This is a genomic window from Treponema bryantii (genome assembly GCF_900113965.1).
Lineage (GTDB): Bacteria > Spirochaetota > Spirochaetia > Treponematales > Treponemataceae > Treponema_D > Treponema_D bryantii_A.
Map to the genome: position 1 here is coordinate 13,045 of NZ_FORI01000011.1, position 25,429 is coordinate 38,473.

A 25,429-nucleotide genomic window follows, 5' to 3' on the forward strand; every position below is an offset into this window, starting at 1 on the left:
AAATGATTAAACTGCCTTCAAAATATAAATCAATACTCAACACAAAAGAAACTGAACATGCAATTGTTGCTATTAAAGATTTCTTCCAGCTCGCATTGAGCACAGAACTCAACCTTACCCGCGTTACTGCACCTCTTTTCGTAGATGCAGGCAAGGGTATTAATGACGACCTCAATGGTGTTGAACGCCCTGTAAGCTTCCCGGTAAAAGACCTTGGTGATGCTAAAATGGAAATCGTTCAGTCACTTGCAAAATGGAAGAGACTTAAGATTACTTCCCTCGGACTTGAACCAGGCTTTGGTATCTACACAGATATGAATGCTCTCCGTCCGGACGAAGAACTTGATGCAATTCATTCTATATATGTAGACCAGTGGGACTGGGAAATGGCAATCGATCCAAAAGATCGTACTGTTTTCTATCTTCATGAAATCGTAAAGAAGGTTTACCGCTGTATCCAGAGAACTGAATTCTTCCTTTATGACAGATATCCTGCAATCAAACCTATTCTTCCAAAGGACATTAAAATTCTTTATGCAGATGAGCTTCAGAAAATGTATCCAAAGCTCACTCCAAAAGAGCGTGAAGATAAGGTAGCTAAAGAATACGGTGCAGTATTTATCACAGGTATTGGTGGTAAACTGCCAGACGGTTCAATTCACGACGGACGTGCTCCAGACTATGATGACTGGATTACTGAATGTGGTGACGGTCACCGCGGACTTAACGGAGATATCCTTGTATGGAACCCTGTTCTTGAAAGAGCCTTTGAGCTTTCTTCAATGGGTATTCGTGTAAGCCCTGAAAGTCTTAAACAGCAGCTGGAAGAACGCGGATGTCCTGAACGTGCTAAGTTTGAGTTCCACTCACGACTGCTCAACGGTGAACTTACACAGACTCTTGGTGGCGGTATTGGTCAGTCACGTCTTTGTATGTTCCTTCTCCGCAAGGCACACATCGGCGAAACACAGGTAAGTGTCTGGACAGACGCAATCAAAGCCGACTGTAAGAAGCACGGAATTGAATTGTTATAGAATGTGAATGAGGCGGTGGTTGAGTGATGCGAAGCATCGTATCGAAACCACCGTTTTTTATATGGCAAAAGAGTACAAGTTTAAGGCAGAAGAGTTAGAATCTCAAATCACAACCCTTACACAAAAGGGTATAACAGAACTTTCCGTAACCGACGAAAAGGTTTCTCGTGATAAGAATAAACTCCTCCGCCTTATGAAACTTGTGGCACAGCATGCGCCAGAAGTTTACGTTTCTTTTCTTGCTGAGGCCGCTGTAATTGACCGCGAGGTAATTGCCGCAGCCTCAAATCTTTTCTGCTCTTTTGACATTCCTCTGGTTTGTACTCAAAAGGGTGGCCATCTTCTTTTTGATAAAAAATTCTACGCAAATAAAGCACGCCTCTTAAATGAAGCAGGGCTTGTGTTCGGTTTTCAGCTAACTTATGCAACCGTTCCTGGCGACTCACAGAAGTTGTTTATGGAACGCCTTGATTTTGCAGTACAGCAGTATCCGAATCATATAGATTTTCCTCAGACAGAAAGTGAAGAGTATGAAGCAAAGGTAAGTGGAACTTTTTCTGCAGCCGACATCCGTTACTGCCGTGACACTGCCTTTGCCTGCCGTACCTTCTACACCTCGGGGCGCGCGGTTCCGTGGTTCCTTTCAGTACTCAAACCACTGCGCATTTATCCGTCTCGCTTTTTCTCAGATTTTGCAGAATGGCAGCGCGTAAATAACTGCAGCTACAAAAGCGGTTTTGTGCCGGAAGGTGAAAATCATAAATCAATCGAAAAAATGCAGTTGCTTTTTCTGGACGAAAAATATGAAGAAAAACACTGCCACAATCTTATAACATTAGTTCATGATATAGTGGGAATAAACGGAGCAATGTCACGACTTGCAGGAGAAAATGAGGAATCTACAATAGAAACTTCATATCATCCTGATGATCTGCTGGGACCAGAAGCCTTAGATCTTACAGCTTTTGCAGAAGACGTCTGTATGGAGCACTGTACCGTGAAAATATTTTCTAATGGCGAATATCCGGATTATGAGGTAAAATAGATAAGAAAAAAAATGTACCAATGCTAACAGAGGGGAAGGAGAGGCCTTGTGTATAATATAGCAGTTCTGGTTCACAATTTTTCTGTAGAATATACAGATCATGTTCTGCAGGGTATCTATCGCTATTTTTCAACAAAAGATAATGTCCGGGTTTTCTTTGTTCAGACTTTTACACCACACCTTGCAAACGGACTCTATGACTACCAGTACTGGGCTGGTGTTGAATATCTAAAATCTAATTGTATTGATGAAGTTATCATCGTTTCGAATACTTATTGTCTTTATAAATCACGAGATGAATTAAAGGAATTGATTCGGCCGTTCTTTGCAAGAAAGGTTGTTTCAATCGGAATGAATCTTGAAGAGCCGGGCGTTTATTATACAACAGCCAGGTGTGATTCAGTTTATGATGAAATTGTTGGCCATCTAAAAAATGAACATGGCTGTACCAAGATAGGTTTTTTCTCTGCCAATCAGGTTCAGTCTCAGGAAGCAGAAGAAAGATATGAGGCGTTTAAGAATGCGCTGAAAAAACACGGCCTTGATTTTCACGAAGAATGGGTGCTTTCCGGGGCCTTCACCAAATCTTCTGCGTTTGCTGAACTTCAGTCAAAATTCAAGAAAAAAGAAGATGTAAAATTTGAAGCAATTCTTTGTGCCAATGATCTTATGGGAATGGCTGTTCTTGATTATTTTTCTGAGCTTGGAATTAAGATTCCTTCTGAAATGAAGGTCTTTGGTTTTGATAATACCTCGCATTCAATTTTAAGTATTCCGTCTCTTGCCACCGTTGACCAGTCAATAGAAGAGCAGGGCTATGCTGCAGCAGAGTTTGGTTATCGTCTTCTTGAAGAAAAAAACAGTGATTTACCTAAGTTTGTTAATACTGAGCTTAAAGCTATATACCGCCGTTCCTGCGGTTGCGAAGATTTTCAGGAGCAGAAGAAGCGTGATGTTTTCAGAGCGGCAATGTCGCATTATGAAGAAGAACGCAGAATTGCAAATCTTTTTGATGTAATAAAAGGAACTTCCAGTCTCAGCGACTTTGCAGAATCCTTTAAATCAATCATAGGAACTTCAGGTTTTTCTAAGCTGATGGTTTTTGTGCTAAAAGAGCCGGTTAAGGTAATGCAGTATGATGATTTTAAGGCTCCTTCTGAAGCTCGTATTCTTTTGAATGTTGATACTGGTAATAATATTGCTCAATATTATGAAGAGAGCGGCTATATCAATCTGAAAGAAACTCTTTTTGTACATGAAAAGCTGAATCTTGATGCGGGCTGTTATATTTTTCAGCCGGTAATGCTTGGTTCCATGCAGTACGGATATCTTTTCTGTAAGGCTGAACGCACTGACTTTGGAATGAACAGTATTCTTCTTAAGATTATCACAAGTGTAATTGTACAGGCTTATGATTACACAATGACAATTAAGCAGAAGCTTTTGCTGGAGTCTTTGAATAAGGAACTGCAGGCCCGTAATCTGGACTTGAGCATCAGTTCAAAAACAGATGAACTTACTCAGCTTTTGAACCGCCGTGGCTTTATGGAATACGGCCAGAAGTTAATTTTCTTTTCAGAAGAAGTTTCTACAGATGGAATTGTTTTCTTTGCTGATCTTGATGGGCTGAAATATATAAACGATCATTTTGGTCATGAATGTGGAGATAAGGCTATTCAGGCCGCCGCAGATGTTTTAAGAACAACCTTCCGAAAGATGGATGTAATTGGTCGTCTCAGCGGTGATGAGTTTGGAATTATTGCTTCGGGAATGGATTTTATTTTCCTTGATAAATTACGCGAAAAAATAGATACTCTGTGTGCAGAAGCTACGGAAAGAAATAAGTTTCCTTTCAGGCTTTCTATGAGTATCGGAGCAGCAATATTTACACCGCAATATAAAGACTTAAATGAGCTTCTGACGTTTGCAGATCAGAATCTGTACGAGCAGAAGAAAATACATCATGAGCGACACAAAAATTAAACTTACTTCCTCTGCCACCGAGCGCCTGGATGAATTCCTGCGTAGAGAATTACCGCGTTCGGTGAACACTACCGCAGAACACGGACTTTTCTCCAACTCCAAAATCCGTCGTCTCATAGTTTCCGGTTCTGTAAGTGTAAATAGCAGAGTTGTGAACCGTCCCGCCTTTGAACTGCGTGGTAAATCTACTATAGAAGTGCTTTTTGATTCTGAGCGATTCTTTTACGAAAAGCAGCCGGAAGATGCTTCCTTTACAATGAGTGATGATGCAGTTTTATACGAAGATGAAAATCTGATTTTTGTGAATAAACCTGCAGACTATCCTGTTGAACAGACAATTACGGAAAACAGGGCAAATCTTCATGATGCAGTTGTAGACTATTTATGGAAGAGAAATCCTTCTTTGAGAAATCCGCCATATGTAGGCATAATGCACCGCCTGGACCGCACAACAAGTGGAGTTATTGTATTTACTAAAACCCGCACCGTTAATAAGGAAGTTTCGGAAGTTTTTCAGAATCATAACCTCACAAAACAGTACCTCGCAGTGGTGGAAGACAAAAAGAGTGTGGGCGAGTCCTTCACAGTGGAGCTCTACATGAACCGCATCACCGGAAAATCCCAGCAGGGTAAGTGGGGCGAAGTTCCGGAGTCTCGCGGCGGTCAGTACTCAAAAACAGACTTTCGCGTTCTCAAAAAAATCACCATAGAAGGCCGCCCGTGTCTTCTTATTGAATGCAGTCTCTACACCGGCCGTACCCACCAGATCCGCGTCCATCTCGCAGCCCGCGGCCTTCCCATCTTTGGCGATGAGCTTTACGGCGGCCGCCCGGCCAAACGCCTCTATCTTCACGCCTCACACCTCGCCTTTGAGCTGACTGGCCAGAAATATGACGTAAGATGTGAATCACAATTTTCATAAAATTTTTTCATAAATTTATTGACGTTTCTAACAAATAATTAGTAATTTATAATATAGAAATCATTTTTTGGTGGAAAAGAATGGCTGAAGAGAAAACAGAACAAGCTGAAAATCAGACAGAAGAAAAAGCAACTTCTCAGGAAGAAACTGCTGATTCACAGGCTGCAGACGCCGCAGAAAAACCTGCTGATGCTGCAGATGAGAAAAAGGAACAGACTCCTGAAGAGCGCATTGCTGCCCTTGAAAAAGAGAACGCTGACCTTAAAGATCAGCTCTTGCGCCGTGCTGCGGACTTTGATAACTACCGCAAGCGCATGATGAAAGAAAAGCAGGATACTTACGACTACGCAAATGCCGGACTTTTAGGCGACCTGCTCGATAGTTTGGACAATTTTGACCGTACAATTGACGCTGCAAAAGACGCAAAGGATGCAAAATCAATTGCAGACGGTATCAAGATGATAAACAAGAATCTTGTAAAGATGCTTGAAGATAAATACGGTCTTACAGGCTACGGCAAGGAAGGAGATGAATTTAATCCTGACGAGCACGAAGCAATCGGTCGTATGGAAGATGAAAAAGCCAAGAAAGAAACTCTGGCTCAGGTTTATCTCAAGGGCTACAAGCTCAAGGATAAAGTAATCAGACACGCTAAGGTAATGGTAAAGGTACCGAAGCAGTAATATAGTAAAAAACGGTCATTGAGCCTGTCGAAATGACCTTAATAAATGAGTGGTTTCGACAGGCTCAACCACCACAAGCGAGGTATATAAAATGGGAAAAATCATAGGTATTGACTTAGGAACAACAAACTCTTGTGTTGCCGTAATGGAAAACGGTGAACCAGTAGTAATTCAGAACTCAGAAGGTGGACGTACAACTCCTTCTATCGTAGGTTTCACAGCTAAGGGAGACCGCATTGTTGGTGCACCTGCTAAAAACCAGATGGTAACAAATCCTAAAAACACAGTTTACTCTGTAAAGCGTCTTATCGGACACCGCTACAGTGAACTTCAGGGTGAAGCAACAAAGCTTCCATATACAATCATCGATAACGGTTCAGACTGCCGTGTAGAAGTAGAAGAGGGTGGACAGAAGAAAAAGTATTCTCCACAGGAAATTTCTGCTTTCATTCTTCAGAAGATGAAGAAAACTGCTGAGGATTACCTCGGAACAGAAGTTACAGACGCTGTAATTACAGTACCTGCTTACTTCAACGACTCTCAGCGTCAGGCTACTAAGGATGCTGGTAAGATTGCTGGTTTGAATGTTCAGCGTATTATCAACGAACCTACAGCAGCTTCTCTTGCTTTCGGTTTCAAACAGGATCAGGACAAGGAAAAGACAATTGCTGTATACGACCTTGGTGGTGGTACATTTGATATTTCTATTCTCGAACTCGCAGACGGCGTATTCGAAGTAAAATCTACAAACGGTGATACACACCTTGGTGGTGATGACTGGGACCGTGTTATCGTAAACTGGCTCATCGACGGCTTTAAGGCTGATACAGGTATCGACCTTTCTAAAGATCCAATGGCTATGCAGCGTCTTCGTGAAGCAGCTGAAAATGCTAAGATTCAGCTTTCTTCTCAGACTTCTACAGATATCAACCTTCCATTTATTACTGCTGATGCAACTGGTCCAAAGCACCTTCAGAAGTCTTTGACTCGTGCTCAGTTTGAACAGATGACAGATGACCTTTACGAAAGAACAAAGGAACCTTGCCGCAAGGCTCTCCAGGATGCTGGTATTACAGCAGATAAGATTGACGAGGTTCTCCTTGTTGGTGGTTCTTCTCGTATGCCAAAGGTACAGGAAGTTGTTAAGGCTATTTTCGGAAAAGAGGGTAGCCGTGCTGTAAACCCAGATGAAGCAGTTGCAGTTGGTGCAGCTATTCAGGGTGGTGTACTCCAGGGTGATGTAAAGGACGTTCTTCTTCTTGATGTAACTCCACTTTCACTTGGTATTGAAACAATGGGTGGCGTATTCACAAAGCTTATCCCAAGAAATACAACAATTCCTACAAAGAAGAGTCAGATCTTCTCTACTGCAGCTGATGGACAGACTGCCGTATCAATCCACGTACTCCAGGGTGAGCGTGAAATGGCTGACCAGAACCGTACTCTTGGCCGCTTCGACCTCGTAGGTATTCCAGCCGCTCCTCGTGGTGTTCCTCAGATTGAAGTTACATTCGATATCGATGCTAACGGTATTGTTCACGTATCTGCTAAGGATCTTGGAACCGGTAAGGAACAGCACATTCAGATTACTTCTTCTTCTGGACTTTCTGATGAAGAAATCGAGAAGATGGTTAAAGATGCAGAAGCAAACGCAGCTGCAGATAAGGCTAAGCGCGAAGGCGTTGATGCACGTAACGAAGCAGACAGCTTGATCTACGCTACAGAAAAGACACTCAAGGATCTTGGAGACAAGGTTGACGGTGGCGAAAAGCAGAAGATTGAAGATGCTATGGCTGCCCTCAAGCAGGCTATGCAGGGCGACAATGTAGAAGACATCAAGGCTAAGACTGAAGCTTTGAAGCAGGCTTCTTACAAGATCGCTGAAGAGCTCTACAAGCAGCAGGCCGCAGCCGGCGGAGCTCAGCCAGGTGCTGAAGGTGCCGCTGGTGCAGATGCCGGAGCAGGTGCTTCGGATGCTGGTGCAGAAAATAAATCAGGCTTTAATAAAGGTTCAGCCGACGACGTTGAATACGAAGTTAAAGACGAAGACAAGTAGGCAATAAATAAAAATTACACGGAAGGCATGCTCGGAGTGAAAAATGACGCTCGACAACATCATCCCGTTGGCGAGTGGCATTTTTCACGGGAGAGCAGGCCTTTTTTGATGTTTAACTAAATATTATTTTTTTATTAATGGAAATACGATATGGCAAAACGCGATTATTACGAAGTATTAGGTGTTGACAAATCAGCTGATCAGGAAGCAATTAAAAAGGCTTACCGCAAGCTTGCTGTAAAATATCACCCGGACCGAAACCCGGGCGACAAATCTGCCGAGGAAAAATTCCGTGAGGCAACAGAAGCTTACGAAGTTCTTTCTGATGCAGAAAAACGTCCTATTTACGACCAGTACGGTTTTGCCGGTCTTGACGGAATGGGTCAGGGAGGCGGTGGAGCACAGTATTCACATGCCTTCCACGACTTCTCAGACCTCTTTGGTGGAGCCGGTGGCGGCTTCTCCGATATTTTTGATAGTATTTTCGGCGGTGGCTTTGGTGGCGGCGGACGCAGCAGTTCAAGAAGCAGTGGTCCTGCAGCAGGTTCAAGCCTCCGCTATGATCTTCATATTCAGTTTAAAGATGCCGTTTACGGTACAACTGCAGACATTCACTTTAAGCATAATGAGCCTTGTGAAGCTTGTAAGGGTAGTGGAGCTGCAGCCGGCGCTTCTAAGAAAACTTGTCCTACCTGTAATGGTATGGGCCAGGTTCGTCAGGGTAACGGCTTCTTTACTATTCAGCAGACTTGTCCTAAATGTAGCGGACGTGGTACTGTAATCGACAAGCCTTGTTCTAGCTGCCGTGGAACTGGTATTCAGGAAAAATCTAAGCAGATGTCTCTTAAGATTCCTGCTGGAGTTGATAACGGAAAACGTATCGTAATCCGCGGAATGGGTGATGCCGGTGAAAACGGTGGACCAGCTGGAGACCTCGTAGTTGTATTACACGTAGAACAGCATCCATTCTTCGAAAGAGACGGTGCAGATCTCTACTGTGCTGTTCCAATCAGCATTGCACAGGCTGCTCTTGGCTGTGAAATCACAATCACAGCCCTCGATGGCAAGAAATTAGCTATTAAAATCCCTGATGGAACTGCAAATGGAAAGCTTTTACGCATAAAAGGCGAAGGTGTTCCACTTTCAGGCTCATCACGTAAGGGTGATTTGTACGTAAAAATCATGGTTCAGGTTCCAACACACCTTTCTGGTAAACAGAAGGAATTATTGAAACAATACATGGAATTAGAGAATCCGCCTAAAGAACCGAATTTGTTGAATCTATCAAAATTAGACAGTTAATTTCTTATATTATAAATGGCGCGAGTGGAGCGTAGCTGCAAAAACATTCTATGGGTTATTTGGGCTTGCGCTTCAAGCGGTGCTACCCTTAGTTGTTTTTGTGGATACGCGCAACGGAAGCCATTTATAATATAAGCACAGTGTGTAAAGTTTTGATAGATTCAAATGTATCCGCATATTTCCTTATTTTCTGAACTTTTTTCCCAATTATTCCGATAATATGATAGAATAGTATCAGTCTATTTAAAATATTCAGGTAATAAACAGAGGTAATCATGTACAAAACCAGAAAAAGAGCGGTTTTAATCTCCATAAATGCTATAACAATTATTTGTTTTATCCTGGCATGTCTTATGCTTTTACCACAGAAAACTGAAGAAGGTTTTTCTTGGATAACATTACTTGTAGCTTTTATTGTATTCTTTGCTACAGTTTTCTGGGGAAACAGGTTCCGTTCTTTTCTTCTGAATAAGGTACGCCACGATACTCTTGAAACTGGTGAAACTGTTATTCTGAACGACTTTATCGACCGTCTTCGTTTCTGTTATTCCCTTGATGATTTTTATGTTGTAATTGGTGATATTCTGGAAAAGCAGGGTGACTGTTCAGTTCTTCTGATTGACCGTACAAAGAATTACATTCTTTACAACAGCCCTAACAGAACTTCTACCTCTGAAACTGTAAGAAATAAGCTTGACCAGCACTTTACTGAAGCTTGGCCAGATGGTTTTTATTTCTTTGACCGCCATATTGGTGTTACAACTAATTACCGCAAGGCACGTGGTTTCTTTATGTGCTGCGAAGGTTTCCATCTTTATGTATTCTGCCGTTATACAAGACTTTTTGACCTTGATGTTTATAAGCGTCTTTTTGAGGAATATAAGCGTTTTGTAACCCGTTCCCGAACAATTACAACACTTTCGGAAATCTCTTCTACAACAAAGGAATGGGAACAGCTTGCTGAAACACAGCAGTCCTTCCTTCCACAGAAGATTCCAAATATTCCAAAACTTAAGATTGCAACTTATTATCGTCCTCTCGTAAACGTATCGGGAGACTACTTCTCAATCCTTCCAATTGATGCTTCAAAGACTCTGCTCATGCTTGGAGACGTATCTGGTAAGGGACTTCCTGCCGCCCTCATCATGGGTTTGGTGATGAACACTGTAAAGATTATCGAAGACAAAGAAGATCTTGTTGGTGTGCTTCACGCAATCGATAAAGCAATTAAGGGAATGCACCTTCAGGATAAATATACCGTATTGTTCCTGAGTATTGTTGATACAGAAAAAATGCGTATCCGCTATATCAATGCTTCCATGTCTGATCCGATTATTCTTTCGCCTTCTCCAGACGGATATCGTATTAAGCCTCTTACTTCAAATGCTTCACTTATTGGTATTCTTGATGTAGGTGATGTAACAGTTGCCGAAAAGCGCCTCTTCCGTGGGGATACCATTCTGATGGCAACCGACGGTGTATCTGAAGTAATGGATGATAGTGGTGTAGAGCTTGGTGATACAGATATCTATAAAAAGACTCTTATGGCTGGTGCTGCTAAGGATCCTCAGCAGATGGTTGATGATATTGTAGACTTAATCTGGAAGTACAATGGTGATAAAAAACTTCATGATGACGTTACTATGATGATTGCCAAGGTAGGTTACTAATATGATTTATATAATTCTTAATATTGTTTGTGCTATATTCATAATCTTCTTTACCCATCTTATAGATAGTAAAACAAAGTCAGATAACCTGGGTGTTACTTCTTTCTCAGTTGCAATGCTTGTTACTGCAATTGAGTCTATCTTGTTTGTGCTTGTTCTTATAATGCGCTATACAAACTTTGAAGCGCTTATAGTTCCGGTAATGAGAATCTGTCTCTCGCTTGATGGAGTTGCCTTTGTAATTGTAAGTTTTGGTATTTTTGAAATTGGTCGTCCAAGAAGACTTTTAATTACTTCGATTCTTAAATATGTGCTTATTGCATTCTCAATTTTCATCGCCTTTTTTAAGTTCACTACAATTGATATTTCTTTTGAGCACGGTATTGTAATTGCTTCAGAATATCTTATTCCAGCTCCTGCAAGAGATTTCTTCCCTCTCACCTGGAGTTCTTTGTTTACTTATCTTTACCGCTATATTGTGCTTATTACAGGAATGCTTTTCCTTGTAATTCTTCAGGAAGATAAGAATGCAACTCAGCTTGAAAAATATCAGACTTCTGTAATGGCAGAAGGTATTCTTTTGATGTGGGCAATTAATCTTGCAATCAAGTTTATTTCTACATCAGCTCCAGCCTTCTCATTGCTTTATATGTTCTCGTACCTGTTTATGTACGTAGTATTCTTCATGGCACTAACAAAGATTTCTGTACCTTCAGGAAAGGCAATGTTTGTATCGCTGTTCAAGACAGTTGTTTCATACATTGTCCCTGCTGTTGTAGTTGGTGTGCTTTCAATGTTCTTCCAGCCAATTGGCACTTCATTAACTCCAGTCTTCATTGGAGAGTTTATTGTATATTCTACTGCTGCAGTTTTGTTCTCATTGTGGATCAGTTCAATTCTTTCTTCTTCTTCAAAACTTTATACAGCAGATTACGAAGCTTCTCTTGAAAAAGACCTTGCCGGTATTGATTACCGCGAGGCAGAAATGGACCAGATTACAGCAAAGATGTTTGAAATTATGCGCCGTAACGTAGAAGCTTCTTCTATGTCGGTTTACATTCTTTCTGGTCAGAATGAACTTGATGTTGCTTACTCTTCAAACAATATGAATATTAAGATTCCGTTGAACAACCCTATGTTCGATGCTCTTCTTAATATCAACAAGAGTATTGTTGTATCAAGTCAGATTGAAAAGCAGCATGACCTTGCAGTGGTTCAGAAAGAACTTGAAGATTTCTTTAAAGTAACTAAATCTGATGCATTGTTTATTCTTAATGAAGGTCATAACATCTTTGGTATTATTACTCTTGGTAAAAAGGCCAGTGGTGACCACTACAAGGAATATGACTACAACGTATTTGTAAAGCTTTACTCATACTTCTTCGTATTCGGTTACTACATGCGTAACATTTCGAACAAAGACGTTATTGGTGTCGTAAACCGAGAAATTAAGATGTCTTCTCAGATTATTACTTCCATTCAGGAAAACATTGATCATGTTAAGACTCCAAAGGTTGATATTGGATACATGATGGTTCCTGCTCATAACATTGGTGGTGAGTTCATTGATATGATTCGTCTTACTGAATCACGCCACTTGTTCGTAGTAGGTGACCTTTCTGGAAAAGGTATTGCGGCTTCCATGAACATGGTCATCTTAAAGTCCATCATCCGTTCTTATCTTTCAGAAGTTCATGACTTTAAGCAGCTGGTTGTTAAACTGAACACCTTCGTTCGAGATTCGCTTCCTAAGGGAACAATCTTTGCCGGCTTGTTTGCGCTCATTGATTTTGAAACTGATACAATGTACTACATAAACTGTGGTATTCCAGCTTTGATGATGTACACTCAGGTTTATAACAACGTAATTGAAATTCAGGGTAGTGGACACATTCTTGGATTCGTAAAAGATATTTCTCCATATCTTTCTGTAAAAACTACAAAGCTTAATCATGGTGACATCATCATGGCATGTACAGATGGTATGATTCAGTCACACTCGCTTCGTGGTGAACAGTTTGGTAAAGAACGTGTTCAGCAGGCTTTGCTTGATAACTCAACTTACCCTGCACAGCGTATGGCTCAGTTTACTTTTGAAGGACTCTTAAAGTTCATGTCAAAAGAAATGGAAGACGACGTTTCTATTCTTGTAATTAAGTACGAGGGTCTTGGAGAAGCTAAGAAGGAATCTGTTGAAGATAAACCTGCTGAGCCAGAAGCTACAGAGGCTGTTGAAGCTCCTGCAGAAGAGACTCCGGTTGAAGAGCCAGTAGATTCACAGATGGAAGCTGTTGCAGATGAAACTGTAACTCCAGAATCTGTAGCCGCAGAAATGGCTGCTGCTGCAGCGACTGAAGAAGCTGTTGTAGAAGAACCTGCTCCACAGGTAGAAGCACCTGCAGAAGAAAAGCCTGCGATTCCAGATGATGATATGACAATGCCAGAGGGCTTTGAAATGCCTGACTTAAGTGATCTTGATGCAATGATGAAGGAGGCTGGTTTATAATGGAACAGTTATCAATCGTAGAAAAAGATGGTGCTAACTATCACTTATATGAACTCGAAGGTGCGTTGAACGCCTATACAATCGGTGAATTCCAGAACATGCTTTATGACGCTGTTCATAAAAATAATATCGTACTTGATATGTCAAAGCTTGTAGAACTAGACCCTGCAGGAATCGGCTTCTTGATGGCGGCATTTAATGACAGTGAAGATGTTGGACATAAACTGTATTTTATGAGCATGTCGAATGAAGCGGAGAAAGCAATCTCCGCGACGGGATTTAAATATTTATTCAACCTGATAAACAGTGTAACAGAGGTAAATTAGCGGCTCATATAAAAAAAACGGGCTCCCGTCGGAACTCGTACCTGAAAAACGGCTTCCGCGCTCGCTTTGCTCGCTTGTGCAGAATGTTTTTCAGGCCCGATTCCGACTCCGCCCGTTTTTTTATATATACCGAAGTCTATTCTATTCCCCGATTTGCTCGGGGAATAATTATTTAACTTCCGGCTTATTTAACTACAATGTTAACCAGTTTATCTTTAACAACAATACACTTTACAATTTCGTGACCATCTGTAAATTTCTTTACTCCGTCGCGGGCGAAAGCGATTTCCTTGAGGCTGTCATCTGAAGAACCAGGTGCTGCTTCAAATGTATCGCGTTTTTTACCATTAACCATTACAACGATTGTCTTTATATCATCCTTAGCAAAGTCATCGTTGATCTTTGGCCATGCAACGTAAGCGATAGTCTCTTTATTGCCGAGTTTTTCCCAGAGCTCTTCGCCGAGGTGAGGAGCGTAAGGTGAGAGTACCTTTACGAAGTCGCTCCACATTGCCTTTGGAACTTCTGGAAGCTTTGAGAGTTCGTTGATGAAAATCATCATCTGACTGATTGCTGTGTTGAAGTTCAAAGTAGCTGTATCATCAGTTACCTTTTTGATTGTCTGAGCAAAAGTCTTGCGTGCAGAAATCAAAGCCTTGTCTTCGAGCTTGCCTGTGATATCGATATCAGACATTGGCTTTTCAGATACAGACCATACCTTTTCAAGGAAGCGGTGAATACCAACAATACCCTGAGTTGCCCATGGCTTACTCATTGTAAGAGGTCCCATGAACATTTCGTACATACGAACAGAGTCTGCACCGTATGCTTTAATTTCATCATCAGGATTTACTACGTTCTTCAAAGACTTAGACATCTTTGCAACAATCTGTTCGAGTTCTTCGCCGGTTGCCTTTTCGTAGTATTTTCCGTCTTCGCGCTGTTCAACTTCATCAACTGGAACCAGAGTCTTGTTCTTGCGCTGGAAAGCAAATGAAGTAATCATACCCTGGTTTACAAGGCGCTGGAACGGCTCTTTTGTGCTTACCACACCAATATCATAAAGAACCTTGTGCCAGAAGCGGGCATAGAGAAGGTGGAGAACGGCATGTTCAGCACCACCAATATAAAGATCTACAGGCATCCAGTACTTTTCTTTTTCTGGAGCACAGAAAGCCTTGTCGTTGTGTGGGTCAAGGTAGCGGAGGTAGTACCAGCAGCTTCCACCCCACTGAGGCATTGTGTTTGTTTCGCGTTTTGCAGGTTTTCCGCACTTTGGACACTTGCAGTTTACCCATGAATCAATAGCAGCAAGAGGAGATTCTCCAGTTCCTGTAGGCTGATATGATTTTACCTCAGGAAGTTTCAATGGGAGCTCTTCTTCCGGAACTGGAACTGTTCCACAATCCGGACAGTGTACCAGAGGAATTGGTTCACCCCAGTAGCGCTGGCGGCTGTAAACCCAGTCGCGGAGTTTATAGTTGATAGCCTTGCGGCCGATTTTCTTTTCTTCGAGGAACTCAAGCATCTTGGCAATTGCATCTGCTTTGTTCAGACCATCGAGGAAGTCAGAGTTTACGTGGATTCCATCCTGAGTCCAAGCCTGCTGCTGTACGTCAACTTCTGATTTCAAAACTTCGATGATTGGAAGATTGAACTTCTTAGCAAATTCCCAGTCGCGGTCATCGTGAGCAGGAACGGCCATAATTGCACCAGTTCCGTAAGAAATCAATACGTAGTCTGCAATCCAGATAGGAATGAGTTTTCCGTTTACAGGGTTGATTGCATAGCTTCCAGAGAATACACCAGTCTTGTCTTTTGCAAGGTCTGTACGCTCAAGGTCAGATTTCTTTGCAGCTGCTTCCTGATAAGCCTTAACTGCATCAGCCTGTTCTGGAGTTGTGATTTCAGAAATGATTTTGTGCTCAGGGCTTACTACCATGTAAGTAGCTCCGAAGAGTGTATCACAGCGTGTTGTATAAACTGTGAGCTTGTTATCAGTTGGCTTTCCGTCTTTGTCTGCTACAGTGAAGGTAACTTCAGCACCTGTTGATTTTCCAATCCAGTTGTGCTGCATAGCCTTTACACTTTCCGGCCAGTCGAGACCTTCGAGGTCTGCATCGAGGCGGTCTGCGTAATCAGTAATCTTCAAAATCCACTGGCGGATTGTCTTGTGAGTAACTTCTGCGCCACAGCGGTCGCACTTTCCGTCTTTTACTTCCTCGTTAGCAAGACCAGTCATACAAGAAGGACACCAGTTGATTGGAGTCTGAGCTTCGTAAGCAAGGCCCTTCTTATAGAGCTGGAGGAAAATCCACTGTGTCCATTTGTAATAGTCTGGCTCACAGGTAGATACACAGCGGTCCCAGTCGTAGCTGAAGCCAAGCGACTTAATCTGCTGTGTGAAGTGTTCGATATTTGCATTAGTTGTTGTCTTTGGATGTGTTCCAGTCTTGATTGCGTAGTTTTCTGCAGGAAGACCGAAAGCATCGTATCCCATAGGGTGAAGAACGTTGTAACCGTTCATACGCAGGTAGCGGCAGTAAATATCTGTTGCGGTATAACCTTCAGGATGTCCAACATGTAGTCCGGCTGCACTTGGATACGGGAACATGTCCAGTACATACATGCGCTTGTCAGCCGGGAACTTTTCATCCTCGGTTACCTTAAAAGTTTTGTGTTCGTCCCAATATTTCTGCCATTTAGGCTCGATTGATTCAAATGGATATTTTGACATTATGCTACCTCTTATTTAAAATGATTGAAATATTATAGTAAAATTTAAGAGGTCTGTGAAGAACTTGTATGGGATGTTACATCTTCTTAATCACAATGTCGTCAATGTAGATGGTATCGGCTTTTTTGTTGTCAAAATCATCAAAGTCGAAATAGATACAGCAAAGGCGAGACCAGTCATATTTTCCCTGAGACTCAAACCATTTGTTTGCTTTTTCGGACCAGGCTCCGCTCTCTGTAAATCTTGAAAATGGAATTTCAACGGTTATCCATTCTCCAATCTTATAATCTGAAGCCTTTATTTTAACAGTGATGTTCCATGGAGGCAGTTCTGCACCTTCGTCTGCATCTGAAAGGTTTAAGTTGAATTCCTGACTTTTATCTGTAAACTTCACAGATAAGCTTATAGAAAAAGACTGTGGATCTTTACCTAATATACCTGATATTTTATTAGGGAGATTAAGCTTAATGCCACTCTGTTTTCCCGGATATGAAATAGAAAAGCAGTAATCGTAAGATCTATCTTTTCTTATTTCATTTATATTTCCCCAGCAGATTTTGCTGCAGCCCTTGCCCAGTAAGCCATCATAAACAAGGTATGGTTTTTGTGAAGTTATGTTTATCCTTGTTTTTTCGGAAAGCTTTTTATCTGGCATTGTAAAGCCGTAAGCTTCAAGTGCTTCTTTATCGATATCATCCGGGAAAATCAGTCCAGCTTTATCTGATGTTAAAAATCCATCTGAACCATCAATGCCCCAGCTACAGTAAGGTATTTCATTTTTAACCAGCGCTGTTCTTGTTGCATTTATCCAGGCCAGTCTGTATTTTGAATCAATCCAGGTTTTTGCCCCCATTTCACCGGCCCATACCCGGACTTTATTTTTCTTTGCCCAGTCTGCGGCTTTCTTTATTCTGCTATTAATAAATTTTTCTGTTCCTGTCTGGTAGTATTCATTTTCAATCTGCCACTGTATCCATGAGCCTTTTGTATTTCCTTTTAATTCAGGTAATTTATTTTTATCATAAGGGAAAGGCAGTCCTTCCAGATCTATCATTTCTTTTCCAACCCAGGTAGCACCCTGATGAGTAAAGATGAAAGGCTCATAAAAATGGAAGGTATAAATAAGATGAGGGTCTTTGTAAGGCTTCATTTTTACAAGGGTGTCGATACTGGAAAAATCTGCACCTGTTACAACAATATCACGTTCTGGATCATACTGTCTTATAAGATCAATTATTCCCTGCTGGATTTTTACCCATTTGCTTGCAACGTCTCCTTTGCCTTTGGGTTCATTTATGATTTCATAAATGATGTATTGGCTTCTGTCTTTATAACGTTGAGCAACCTGAGACCACACAGCTTCCAGGTGCTCTTTATAGAATTGAGCTGAAGGCGGGTTATTGTCTTCTTCTTCAGAATTAAAGGAATGATTGTCTATTACAAGATATATCTGATATTTTTCAGCCCAGTCACAAACTTTATCAAGTCTTTCAAAAACAATATCGTATATTTTTCCGGTAGCATAAGGTTCCATCAGATTTTCAAAATGAACCGGGAGTCTTATTACCTCTACGCCCATGTTTTTAAGGCAGGCAAAATCTGCTTCTTCATGTTTATTAAGATTTGGAAGCTCTCCTTTATTCCAGCTTTCAAAATAAGTGAGCATGTTAATGCCTTTTGTAAATGGCAGCTTGTTCTGGCAGAATGCCGATGTCATTAGTAAAAGAAGTGTAATTGTAAAAAGTGATTTTTTCATAAATCCTCCGTTTTCTATAATTATTACACGGAATTTATGGAAAAAAAAGAGAGTTTAACTCACAAAATTAAAATTCAACTTTTGAAGCTTCGAGGTAAGTATAGGTTATACCGTTGTTTTCTATCATCTTATAGATTCCGGTAACGGTTATGTCCTGACCGGGCTGAGGATAATCGTCGGGGTAGTTATGATTTCCCTGCCATACGAATTCCATACCCTGCTGGCAGCAGGCAGTGGCATCGGGTACAACAACTGCGTAATATAACTCTCCAGTCTGCGGGTCGGTGTAGGTTTCGAACCAGCCGGAAACTTTGATGTTTTTTTCGATATAATCTTCGGCCATAACAAGCATGTCAAACATTGTGGAGTAAATCATTGTGGCAGACATTTGGGTGAGGTCGAGGTCGATTTTTGACAGGTCACGGGGAGCTGTTTGTGAGACAGTGCTCTGTGTTTTTGCTGAATTTGCGGCCTGAAGACCGGCATTATCAGTTTTGTTTTTAGCTTTACATGAGATCAACGCGTTAGGGATTGTCGCGAGCAGACCGCAGGCCAGAAGGGCCGAGGACTGTCGAGCTAAAGCCCGACGGCGGAAGCGAAGCTGGAGCCGGAACGCCCTAAAAATATTCTTAATCATCACTTTCTATTTTACAAAAATTCCCACCAATGTAAATATGAGGAATGCTGCTAAGTCTGCGGCAACAATTGTGCTTCCTACCGGGGTGCCGGCGAGAACTGAAATTAAAAGACCGGTTACCGAGCATACAACTGAAACTACAGCAGAGCAGATGGTTACGCTTCGGAAGCTTTTGAAAACGCGCATTGCTGACAGGGCAGGGAAGATTACCAGAGCGGAAATTAAAAGGGAGCCCACCAGATTCATTGCAAGTACAATGATTACAGCTATGATTATTGCGATTACAAGATTGTATACCTGTGCATGTGTTCCTACTGCGGTTGCAAAGTTTTCGTCAAAGGTAACGCAGAAGATTTTATTATAGAAGATTACGTAGGCAATTATTACAGCAAGTGAAAGCCCTGTACAAAGCCATACTTCTCCCTGAGTGAGAGTGAGGATAGAAGTTGAACCGAACAGGGTACTGCAGACATCACCTGTAATGTTTGATGAGGTTGAGAAGATGTTCATCAAAAGATAACCGATTGCAAGTGAGGCTACAGAAATCATAGCAACAGCGGCATCTCCCTGAATCTTTTTGTTCTGACCTGAACGGAGCAAAAGAATTGCACAAAGAATTGTTAATGGCAGAACAATGTACATATCGTTTGGAATTTTTATGAAGGTTCCAAGAACTGTTGCAATACAGATTCCTCCGAAGGCAACATGAGAAAGCCCGTCTCCAATAAATGAAAAGCGCTTGAGTACGAGGGTAACGCCAAGCAGAGAAGAGCAGAGGGAAATCAAAACTCCTACAATGAAGGCGTAGCGGACAAATGCAAAACTAAAGTATGTTGCTAAGGTGTCTATCATATTCTTTTACGTCTCCAAAAAAAGTTTCTTTTCCTATATGAAGCACATGACTTGCGTATTTGAGCGCTGCGTCTGTGTCATGGGAAATCATAATGATTGTAATTCCGTCTTTGTTAAGCTGCTCAATAAGATCGTACATTTCCTGTGTTGCGGCAGGGTCCAGTCCAGTTACCGGTTCATCGAGAAGAAGCATTTTCTGTGCAGCGCAAAGGGCACGGGCAAGAAGAGTTCTCTGCTGCTGACCGCCTGAAAGTTCACGGTAGCATTTTTTTGCAAGGTGAGTGATTCCAAGTTTTTCCATTGCGGCAACGGCAAGCTGCTTTTCTGCCTTGTTATAAAACGGGCGGCGGCCGCAGCGAGACTGACAGCCGGAAAGTACAATTTCTCGCACGCTTGCAGGGAAGTCTCTCTGTACTTCTGTCTGCTGAGGCAGGTAACTGATTTCATCTGCAAGCAGACCGTCTCCAGTTGTGATGGTTCCGGCGGTTGGTTTATGAAGGCGGAGAATGGTTTTCATGAGAGTTGATTTTCCAGAACCGTTTTCACCAACAATACAAAGATAGTCACCTTTGTTTACTTCAAAAGAGAGATTTTCTATTACTGTTTTTGTACCATACCCAAGAGTAAGGTTTTTACATATTAACTGTGCCATGTTTGCTAATTTGAGAATGATTATCAAATATGACATATTTTTAATTTTTATACAATGCTCAATAAGTTTTTAGTTACAAATTCACTTTTCTATAATATAATAGATGTGTTATGACAGTATTTGCCACATTTGTAATAGTTTTATTTTCAGTTACTTATGCAAGTGTACTAACGTTGAGATGGTTTGCGCTTGAGTTTATTTACGATGACATTGGAGCAATGTGGGGTGGTACTCTGCCCAATATTATGGTTGCTTCTCTTTTACTTTTTATAGCAGTTGCAATTGGCTATTTTATAGCAAAGCCTTTTGACCAGACTATCAAAAAGCTGAAGGAAGAAAAACGAAAGGCAACAGAAGAAGAAATTGGTATTTGTCTTAAGAGCTATAGAGGTATCATTCTTCTGATTATTGCTGCTAATGTAATAGGCTTTTTCATTGGTCAGATTATTATTGTTTATATCGGAATTGCAAACGGAAGTAATGTTTACTACTTCTCCCGTGTATTCCTTGTTATTGCACAGGCTATGGCTTTTGGAGGAATCTCCGCAATTACTGCTATTAAAATTGTAGATTACCTGCTTATCAAAAAGCGTGAAATGCTTGAGATTGGTTCGATTGTTGATTTCAGAAGCCGCTCTTCTAAGGTTTCCATTTCTATTGGTCTTGTATTCTTTATTTCCCTTTACTTCCTTGGAATAAATATGCTTACAGTTCCTTATGGAATTCTGCTGGCTTCCCATAACGGTACTTTCCAGGGCGATCTGCTTTCTGCCTTTTTTAAGAAAGGTGCAATTTGTATTGTTCTTTCTGCTATTGTTGCAGCAGTTCCGTTCCTTACAGTTTTGAGAGGTCTTTCAAAGCGTATTAAGCTTACATCTCATCTTTTGAATGAAATTGCAAACAATGGTGATTTGACCTGCCGTATTAACATCAACATGATTGATGACTTTGGTCTTCTTATTTCTTCTGTTAATACTTTGATTGCAAAGCTTTCTTCTATGATTAAAGACTTTAAGGCAGAAACAAATGCCGTAACTGAGTCTGCAGGAATCATTTCTAAATCTGCAAGATATGCAACCGGAGCAATTGGCGTAATGAACCATTCGCTTCAGCATATTGATGAGAATAGTAAAAAGCAGGACGAGCTTGTTGGCATTACTGGTGAAAACCTTATTATGCTTTCAGATAGTATTGAAACTGTAAAGCTCCATGTTACTCAGCAGACTGAAGCTGTTCAGAGTATTTCTAATTCTATTTCTAAGATGACTGACAGTATTTCAAGTGTAGCAAATACTGCAAAGCAGGCACAGGAAGTTTCTCAGGGACTTTCTGAGCGTTCTGATGTAGGTAATACTGCAGTTGAACATGCGGTTTCTACAATGAAAGAGATTCAGGCTGTATCTGATGAAGTACGAAAGCTTTTGAAAGTAATTCAGGGTATTGCTGCTCAGACAAACCTTCTTTCTATGAACGCTGCAATTGAGGCGGCTCATGCGGGAGAGTTTGGTGCGGGCTTTGCGGTTGTTGCCGATGAGGTTCGTTCTCTTGCTTCTTCCTCATCTTCTAGTGCACGCGATATTCAGCTTAAGATTAAGGAAATGATGGAAAAGACTACAGCCGGTGTTGAGGCTATTACTTCTGCCGGTGCTGCCTTCCAGGGAATCCGCGACAACGTAATTGAGAACGCTGCTCTGGTAAAAAATATTTATGATGCTATGATTGAGCAGAATCAGGGGGCTGCTGAAACTAAGCAGGCTGCTGATGAACTTGTAGAAGCTATTCATGCTATCCGTGACTTAGCCGAAGAAGAGACCGAAGAGGCTGGTAAACTACGCGAGTCTATGGATGCGGTAGTTGCTGCTTCTAAGTCTACAATGTCTGCCGTTCAGGAAAGTCTTGAAGCTACGGCAAATATGAAGCAGACGGTTGAAAAGGTAGATAAGTCTGCAGATGGTAATAAGGAATCTGTTGAAAAAATTCATAATCATGTAGAACAGTTTATTGTGTAAGCCTAAAATCGAAGAACCGTTAAAAAGCAAGCCGGTAGGGTTGCTTTAGGTTCATCGAAAGAATGGCTCAGAGGCAAGCTGTGCTTGCCGACAAAAAGATAATACAATAAATTTATAGAGAACTGCCCTACAAAATAAAAACAGCGGTGAGATACATTATAAGTTATGTTGCAAGCGGCTTGACCGCTTGTCAAAAATAATCTTATCGGTAGATCACCGCTGTTTTTATTTTGTAGGGTTTTTTGTAGATTTCTATAATTAATTAGAAAATCTTTTTGAATTCACCCAAGAGGATGTCTGTTTCGATAGATGCATCGAGATCAGTAATCTTTCCCTTGTTCTTGTAGTAGTTGATGAGTGGTTCTGTCTGCTCGCGGTAAACGTCCATACGGTGAAGGATTGATTCCTGCTTGTCGTCATCGCGCTGATAGAGTTCGCCACCACACTTGTCACAAACACCTTCTACTTTTGGTGGAAGAGTTTTGATGTTGTAGTTAGCACCACATGCCTTACAAACACGGCGTGTTGAAAGACGGCCGATTACGATATCATCTGAAATCTGGAAGTTTACTACCTTGAGGTCTGCAACAAGACCATCGAGCATTTCTGCCTGAGGAATTGTGCGTGGGAATCCGTCGAGGATGTATCCGTTTTTGCAGTCATCCTGAGCAAGGCGGTCTTTTACGAGTTCGAATGTGAGTTCATCGCTTACGAGAGAACCTGAATCAATAATAGCCTTAACCTTAACTCCAAGAGGAGTCTGTGCCTTAATGTTTGCACGGAAAATATCACCAGTTGAAATGTGTGGGATTTTGTAGTCTTCTGCTACCTTAACTGCGAGAGATCCTTTACCTGCTCCCGGTGGTCCCAAAAATACGAAATTGTTCATTAATAACCTCTTTGTATTAAAAAATCTTATTCATATATTTTATTATGAAAGTGCTTTTCGGGCAAGTAGAAAATGGATTGCTTCGCTACGCTCGCAATGACGGAGTATTATGTCATTGCGAGCACGAAGTGCGTGGCAATCCATTTTCAAGGTAAAAAATTTATTGACTATATTACAATTCATTTATAAATTTAAAGTAATGTCATGCTGACCCTGAAATAAATTCTGGATAGCGGATGGAGGATTTTGATGAAAAAGATTTCGAAAGGGTTTATTGCTTTAATTATTGTACTGGTTTGTGTGCTTGGAATATTTTCTTTTTACAAAAACACATATAACTCTATGGTTTCTCTTGATGAAGAGGTATCAGCTTCCTGGGCAGAGGTACAGAACCAGTACCAGCGCCGTCTTGATTTGATTCCAAACCTGGTTTCTACAGTAAAAGGCTATGCTAAGCATGAAAGCGATGTATTTACACAGGTTTCTGAGGCACGTTCTAAGGCCGGCGGACAGATCAATATCAGTGATGAAGTATTGAATGATCCGGACGCTTTTGCACGCTATCAGCAGATTCAGGATAATCTTGGTGCAAGCCTCCAGAGACTTTTGATGGTAACAGAGCAGTATCCGGAATTAAAGGCAGATCAGAACTTCCTAGCATTGCAGGATCAGCTTGAAGGTACAGAAAACCGCATTACAGTTGCACGTAACCGCTTTAATGATACTGCAAAGAAATATAACAAGACTATCCGCCAGTTCCCTGCAAGTATTATTGCAAATATGAGCGGATTCGAAAAACGTCCATATTTCAGTGCAAGCGCTGAAGCACAGAGTGCTCCAAAAGTAGAGTTTTAGTGGCTTATGAAATACAAAACACTGATTAAAAAGCTTAAGCTTAAAGATGAAGATTTCATCGCAATCAAAAAAGCAGTTGCAGATGCAGAAGCAAAAACAACCGGAGAAATTGCAGTTGCCGTTGCTCCGGAAAGTGCCCGCTACTGTTTCTGGGAACTGCTTGCCGCTGATGGAGTAGGAATGCTCGTGCTTTTGTGCATGATTCCTTTCTCCCAGAAGATTCTTGAGCTTTACAGAAAGCTTTACTGGCAGAACGAACCAAGCTGGATTCTTCCGGTATTCTTTATCGTAAGCTGTCTTGCTGCAGTTCTGATTGCTTTTTATATTGCAAATATTCCGGTAATTGACCGACTTGTAATTCCACGCTCTGTACGAAAGACCTGTGTTACAAACCGTGCCTTCCGTTATTTTACAGAGTCTGGAGTTTATGATACAGCAGAGCATTCTGGTATTTTGATTTTTGTTTCTTATATGGAACGCCAGGTTCGTATTGTTGCAGATTCAGGAATCTCAAAGCATATTTCTCAGGATTTGTGGAATCTGATTGCAGATGAGCTGGCGGAAAATCTTAGAAAAGGGGAGGCTGCAAAAGCCTTTACAACTGCAATTGAAAAATGCGGTGAACTCCTTGCAGAAAACTTTCCGCCTCATGAAGAAAATCCGAACGAACTTCCTGACGGACTTGTAATACTGGAGGACGCAGAATGGTAAAAAGATTTTTTATGGGCCTTGCCCTTACATCACTTTTGATTTCTGCACCACTTTTTGCAGTTTCTGTACCTGCTCTTAAAGGCCGTGTAAACGATTATGCAAAGATTATTCGTGACAGTGATGAGCGTGAAATTGAAGAATATCTTGCCACACTCGAACGGAATACAGGAATTCAGATTGCAGTTTTGACAATGCCTTCTCTTGAAGGTGAGGATATTGCTTCCTTTGGAATTAAAGTTGCAGACAAATGGCAGCTAGGTGATAAGGAAAAAGACAATGGTGCCCTTTTGCTTGTTGCCTATGAAGAACATGACCTTCGTATTGAAGTAGGGGATGGACTTGAAGGTTCTCTTACAGATGCAAAATGCGGATTGATTCTTCGCAATGTAATTGTACCTGAGTTTAAGAACGGAAACTATTCTGCCGGCATCAAAAAAGGTGTTATGAATATGGGTGGAATTGTAAGTGGTGATGAAAGCGCCGTAAGCCGTTCAGTACGCGAAGGCGAAAGTTCAGGCTCTTCATCAGATTTAATACCTGCATTTATCTGTGTAATCTGGTTATTCCTTTTCATGAGCGCAATTTCTGCCGGTACAAGAAGAGGAAGAAGACGCGGACGCTACTATCATAATGGAAATACAATTGCGTGGATTGCGGCAGATGCGGCACTTCGCAGTATGATGAGAAGCTCTGGCGGTAGCCACGGAGGATCACATTCTTCGGGCGGCTTTGGCGGAGGCTTCTCTGGAGGCGGCGGTCACTTTAGCGGTGGAGGGGCCTCGGCACACTGGTAGTGCTTCAATT

Annotated in this window: 20 protein-coding genes; 14 read left to right on the forward strand and 6 right to left on the reverse strand. The window is 41.4% G+C overall.

Annotated features, from left to right (window positions below):
• Positions 1-2 precede the first annotated feature (2 nt).
• The 10 genes from asnA (at position 3) to BM161_RS12575 (ending at position 13,527) form a co-directional block, all read left to right on the forward strand.
• The gene (gene asnA / locus BM161_RS12530) at positions 3-1,034 is read left to right on the forward strand and encodes an aspartate--ammonia ligase (protein WP_074933230.1); all 1,032 of its coding nucleotides are present in this window, start codon (positions 3-5) and stop codon (positions 1,032-1,034) included.
• A 19-nt stretch (positions 1,035-1,053) separates the two neighbouring features.
• Positions 1,054-2,079: a hypothetical protein gene (locus BM161_RS12535; protein WP_074933231.1), complete on the forward strand. Its 1,026-nt coding sequence runs from the start codon at positions 1,054-1,056 to the stop codon at positions 2,077-2,079.
• A 48-nt stretch (positions 2,080-2,127) separates the two neighbouring features.
• Positions 2,128-4,062, forward strand: a complete 1,935-nt coding sequence (locus BM161_RS12540) for a diguanylate cyclase domain-containing protein (protein ID WP_074933233.1) — start codon at positions 2,128-2,130, stop codon at positions 4,060-4,062.
• Entirely contained in the window at positions 4,043-4,984 is a 942-nt protein-coding gene (locus BM161_RS12545) for an RluA family pseudouridine synthase (RefSeq protein WP_074933234.1), read from the forward strand. Before BM161_RS12540 ends, BM161_RS12545 begins: the two co-directional genes overlap by 20 nt.
• Before the next feature lie 80 nt (positions 4,985-5,064).
• Positions 5,065-5,667 carry a nucleotide exchange factor GrpE gene (locus BM161_RS12550; protein ID WP_074933236.1) on the forward strand — a complete coding sequence of 201 codons (603 nt, stop codon included), beginning with the start codon at positions 5,065-5,067 and terminating at the stop codon, positions 5,665-5,667.
• A gap of 91 nt (positions 5,668-5,758) precedes the next feature.
• A complete protein-coding gene (gene dnaK / locus BM161_RS12555; protein WP_074933238.1) occupies positions 5,759-7,723 on the forward strand; it encodes a molecular chaperone DnaK in 1,965 nt (654 codons plus the stop codon).
• Positions 7,724-7,873: 150 nt separating this feature from the next.
• On the forward strand, positions 7,874-9,025 hold the full coding sequence (gene dnaJ, locus BM161_RS12560; protein ID WP_074933240.1) for a molecular chaperone DnaJ: 1,152 nt from the start codon (positions 7,874-7,876) through the stop codon (positions 9,023-9,025).
• A 353-nt stretch (positions 9,026-9,378) separates the two neighbouring features.
• Positions 9,379-10,695 (forward strand): PP2C family protein-serine/threonine phosphatase, encoded by a 1,317-nt coding sequence (locus BM161_RS12565; RefSeq protein WP_244882843.1) that lies wholly within the window; start codon positions 9,379-9,381, stop codon positions 10,693-10,695.
• 1 nt (position 10,696) lies between these two features.
• Positions 10,697-13,201, forward strand: coding sequence for a SpoIIE family protein phosphatase (locus BM161_RS12570; RefSeq protein ID WP_074933244.1), 2,505 nt, complete (start codon positions 10,697-10,699; stop codon positions 13,199-13,201).
• Positions 13,201-13,527: an STAS domain-containing protein gene (locus BM161_RS12575; RefSeq protein WP_074643013.1), complete on the forward strand. Its 327-nt coding sequence runs from the start codon at positions 13,201-13,203 to the stop codon at positions 13,525-13,527. Before BM161_RS12570 ends, BM161_RS12575 begins: the two co-directional genes overlap by 1 nt.
• Positions 13,528-13,711: 184 nt before the next feature.
• Here the strand turns inward: BM161_RS12575 and leuS are convergent, their stop codons facing one another.
• From leuS to BM161_RS12600, 5 genes are all read right to left on the reverse strand, one after another.
• Positions 13,712-16,264 carry a leucine--tRNA ligase gene (gene leuS / locus BM161_RS12580; protein WP_074933245.1) on the reverse strand — a complete coding sequence of 851 codons (2,553 nt, stop codon included), beginning with the start codon at positions 16,262-16,264 and terminating at the stop codon, positions 13,712-13,714.
• A 76-nt stretch (positions 16,265-16,340) separates the two neighbouring features.
• Complete coding sequence (locus BM161_RS12585; protein ID WP_074933247.1) at positions 16,341-18,020, reverse strand: glycoside hydrolase family 5 protein; 1,680 nt, start codon at positions 18,018-18,020, stop codon at positions 16,341-16,343.
• 67 nt (positions 18,021-18,087) lie between these two features.
• On the reverse strand, positions 18,088-18,540 hold the full coding sequence (locus tag BM161_RS12590) for a hypothetical protein (RefSeq protein WP_143090571.1): 453 nt from the start codon (positions 18,538-18,540) through the stop codon (positions 18,088-18,090).
• A gap of 123 nt (positions 18,541-18,663) precedes the next feature.
• Positions 18,664-19,509, reverse strand: coding sequence for a metal ABC transporter permease (locus tag BM161_RS12595; RefSeq protein ID WP_074933252.1), 846 nt, complete (start codon positions 19,507-19,509; stop codon positions 18,664-18,666).
• Positions 19,481-20,161, reverse strand: a complete 681-nt coding sequence (locus BM161_RS12600; protein WP_074933253.1) for a metal ABC transporter ATP-binding protein — start codon at positions 20,159-20,161, stop codon at positions 19,481-19,483. The genes BM161_RS12595 and BM161_RS12600 overlap by 29 nt, the downstream gene beginning before the upstream one ends.
• A 110-nt stretch (positions 20,162-20,271) precedes the next feature.
• Between BM161_RS12600 and BM161_RS12605 the strand changes: the two genes are divergently transcribed.
• Complete coding sequence (locus BM161_RS12605) at positions 20,272-22,170, forward strand: methyl-accepting chemotaxis protein (RefSeq protein ID WP_074933255.1); 1,899 nt, start codon at positions 20,272-20,274, stop codon at positions 22,168-22,170.
• Between the two features lie 262 nt (positions 22,171-22,432).
• Here BM161_RS12605 and BM161_RS12610 read toward each other — a convergent pair whose 3' ends face one another.
• Positions 22,433-23,059, reverse strand: a complete 627-nt coding sequence (locus tag BM161_RS12610; protein WP_022931174.1) for an adenylate kinase — start codon at positions 23,057-23,059, stop codon at positions 22,433-22,435.
• A 246-nt stretch (positions 23,060-23,305) separates the two neighbouring features.
• Between BM161_RS12610 and BM161_RS12615 the strand changes: the two genes are divergently transcribed.
• Genes BM161_RS12615 through BM161_RS12625 form a run of 3 tightly spaced genes read left to right on the forward strand, consistent with a single transcriptional unit; the run spans position 23,306 to position 25,419 of the window.
• Complete coding sequence (locus BM161_RS12615; protein WP_074933257.1) at positions 23,306-23,914, forward strand: LemA family protein; 609 nt, start codon at positions 23,306-23,308, stop codon at positions 23,912-23,914.
• 6 nt (positions 23,915-23,920) lie between these two features.
• Complete coding sequence (locus BM161_RS12620; protein ID WP_074933259.1) at positions 23,921-24,625, forward strand: TPM domain-containing protein; 705 nt, start codon at positions 23,921-23,923, stop codon at positions 24,623-24,625.
• Positions 24,619-25,419: a TPM domain-containing protein gene (locus BM161_RS12625; RefSeq protein ID WP_074933261.1), complete on the forward strand. Its 801-nt coding sequence runs from the start codon at positions 24,619-24,621 to the stop codon at positions 25,417-25,419. The genes BM161_RS12620 and BM161_RS12625 overlap by 7 nt, the downstream gene beginning before the upstream one ends.
• The last annotated feature ends 10 nt before the right edge of the window (positions 25,420-25,429 follow it).

What these genes read in the sequence shown, in the direction of transcription:
- asnA (WP_074933230.1), top strand. Translation starts at nt 3, where the DNA reads ATGATTAAACTGCCTTCAAAATATAAATCAATACTCAACACAAAAGAA.
- BM161_RS12575 (WP_074643013.1), top strand. Translation starts at nt 13,201, where the DNA reads ATGGAACAGTTATCAATCGTAGAAAAAGATGGTGCTAACTATCACTTA.
- leuS (WP_074933245.1), bottom strand. Translation starts at nt 16,264, where the DNA reads ATGTCAAAATATCCATTTGAATCAATCGAGCCTAAATGGCAGAAATAT.
- BM161_RS12550 (WP_074933236.1), top strand. Translation starts at nt 5,065, where the DNA reads ATGGCTGAAGAGAAAACAGAACAAGCTGAAAATCAGACAGAAGAAAAA.
- BM161_RS12605 (WP_074933255.1), top strand. Translation starts at nt 20,272, where the DNA reads ATGACAGTATTTGCCACATTTGTAATAGTTTTATTTTCAGTTACTTAT.
- dnaK (WP_074933238.1), top strand. Translation starts at nt 5,759, where the DNA reads ATGGGAAAAATCATAGGTATTGACTTAGGAACAACAAACTCTTGTGTT.
- BM161_RS12570 (WP_074933244.1), top strand. Translation starts at nt 10,697, where the DNA reads ATGATTTATATAATTCTTAATATTGTTTGTGCTATATTCATAATCTTC.
- dnaJ (WP_074933240.1), top strand. Translation starts at nt 7,874, where the DNA reads ATGGCAAAACGCGATTATTACGAAGTATTAGGTGTTGACAAATCAGCT.
- BM161_RS12585 (WP_074933247.1), bottom strand. Translation starts at nt 18,020, where the DNA reads ATGAAAAAATCACTTTTTACAATTACACTTCTTTTACTAATGACATCG.
- BM161_RS12595 (WP_074933252.1), bottom strand. Translation starts at nt 19,509, where the DNA reads ATGATAGACACCTTAGCAACATACTTTAGTTTTGCATTTGTCCGCTAC.
- BM161_RS12565 (WP_244882843.1), top strand. Translation starts at nt 9,379, where the DNA reads ATGCTTTTACCACAGAAAACTGAAGAAGGTTTTTCTTGGATAACATTA.
- BM161_RS12625 (WP_074933261.1), top strand. Translation starts at nt 24,619, where the DNA reads ATGGTAAAAAGATTTTTTATGGGCCTTGCCCTTACATCACTTTTGATT.
- BM161_RS12620 (WP_074933259.1), top strand. Translation starts at nt 23,921, where the DNA reads ATGAAATACAAAACACTGATTAAAAAGCTTAAGCTTAAAGATGAAGAT.
- BM161_RS12600 (WP_074933253.1), bottom strand. Translation starts at nt 20,161, where the DNA reads ATGGCACAGTTAATATGTAAAAACCTTACTCTTGGGTATGGTACAAAA.
- BM161_RS12545 (WP_074933234.1), top strand. Translation starts at nt 4,043, where the DNA reads ATGAGCGACACAAAAATTAAACTTACTTCCTCTGCCACCGAGCGCCTG.
- BM161_RS12610 (WP_022931174.1), bottom strand. Translation starts at nt 23,059, where the DNA reads ATGAACAATTTCGTATTTTTGGGACCACCGGGAGCAGGTAAAGGATCT.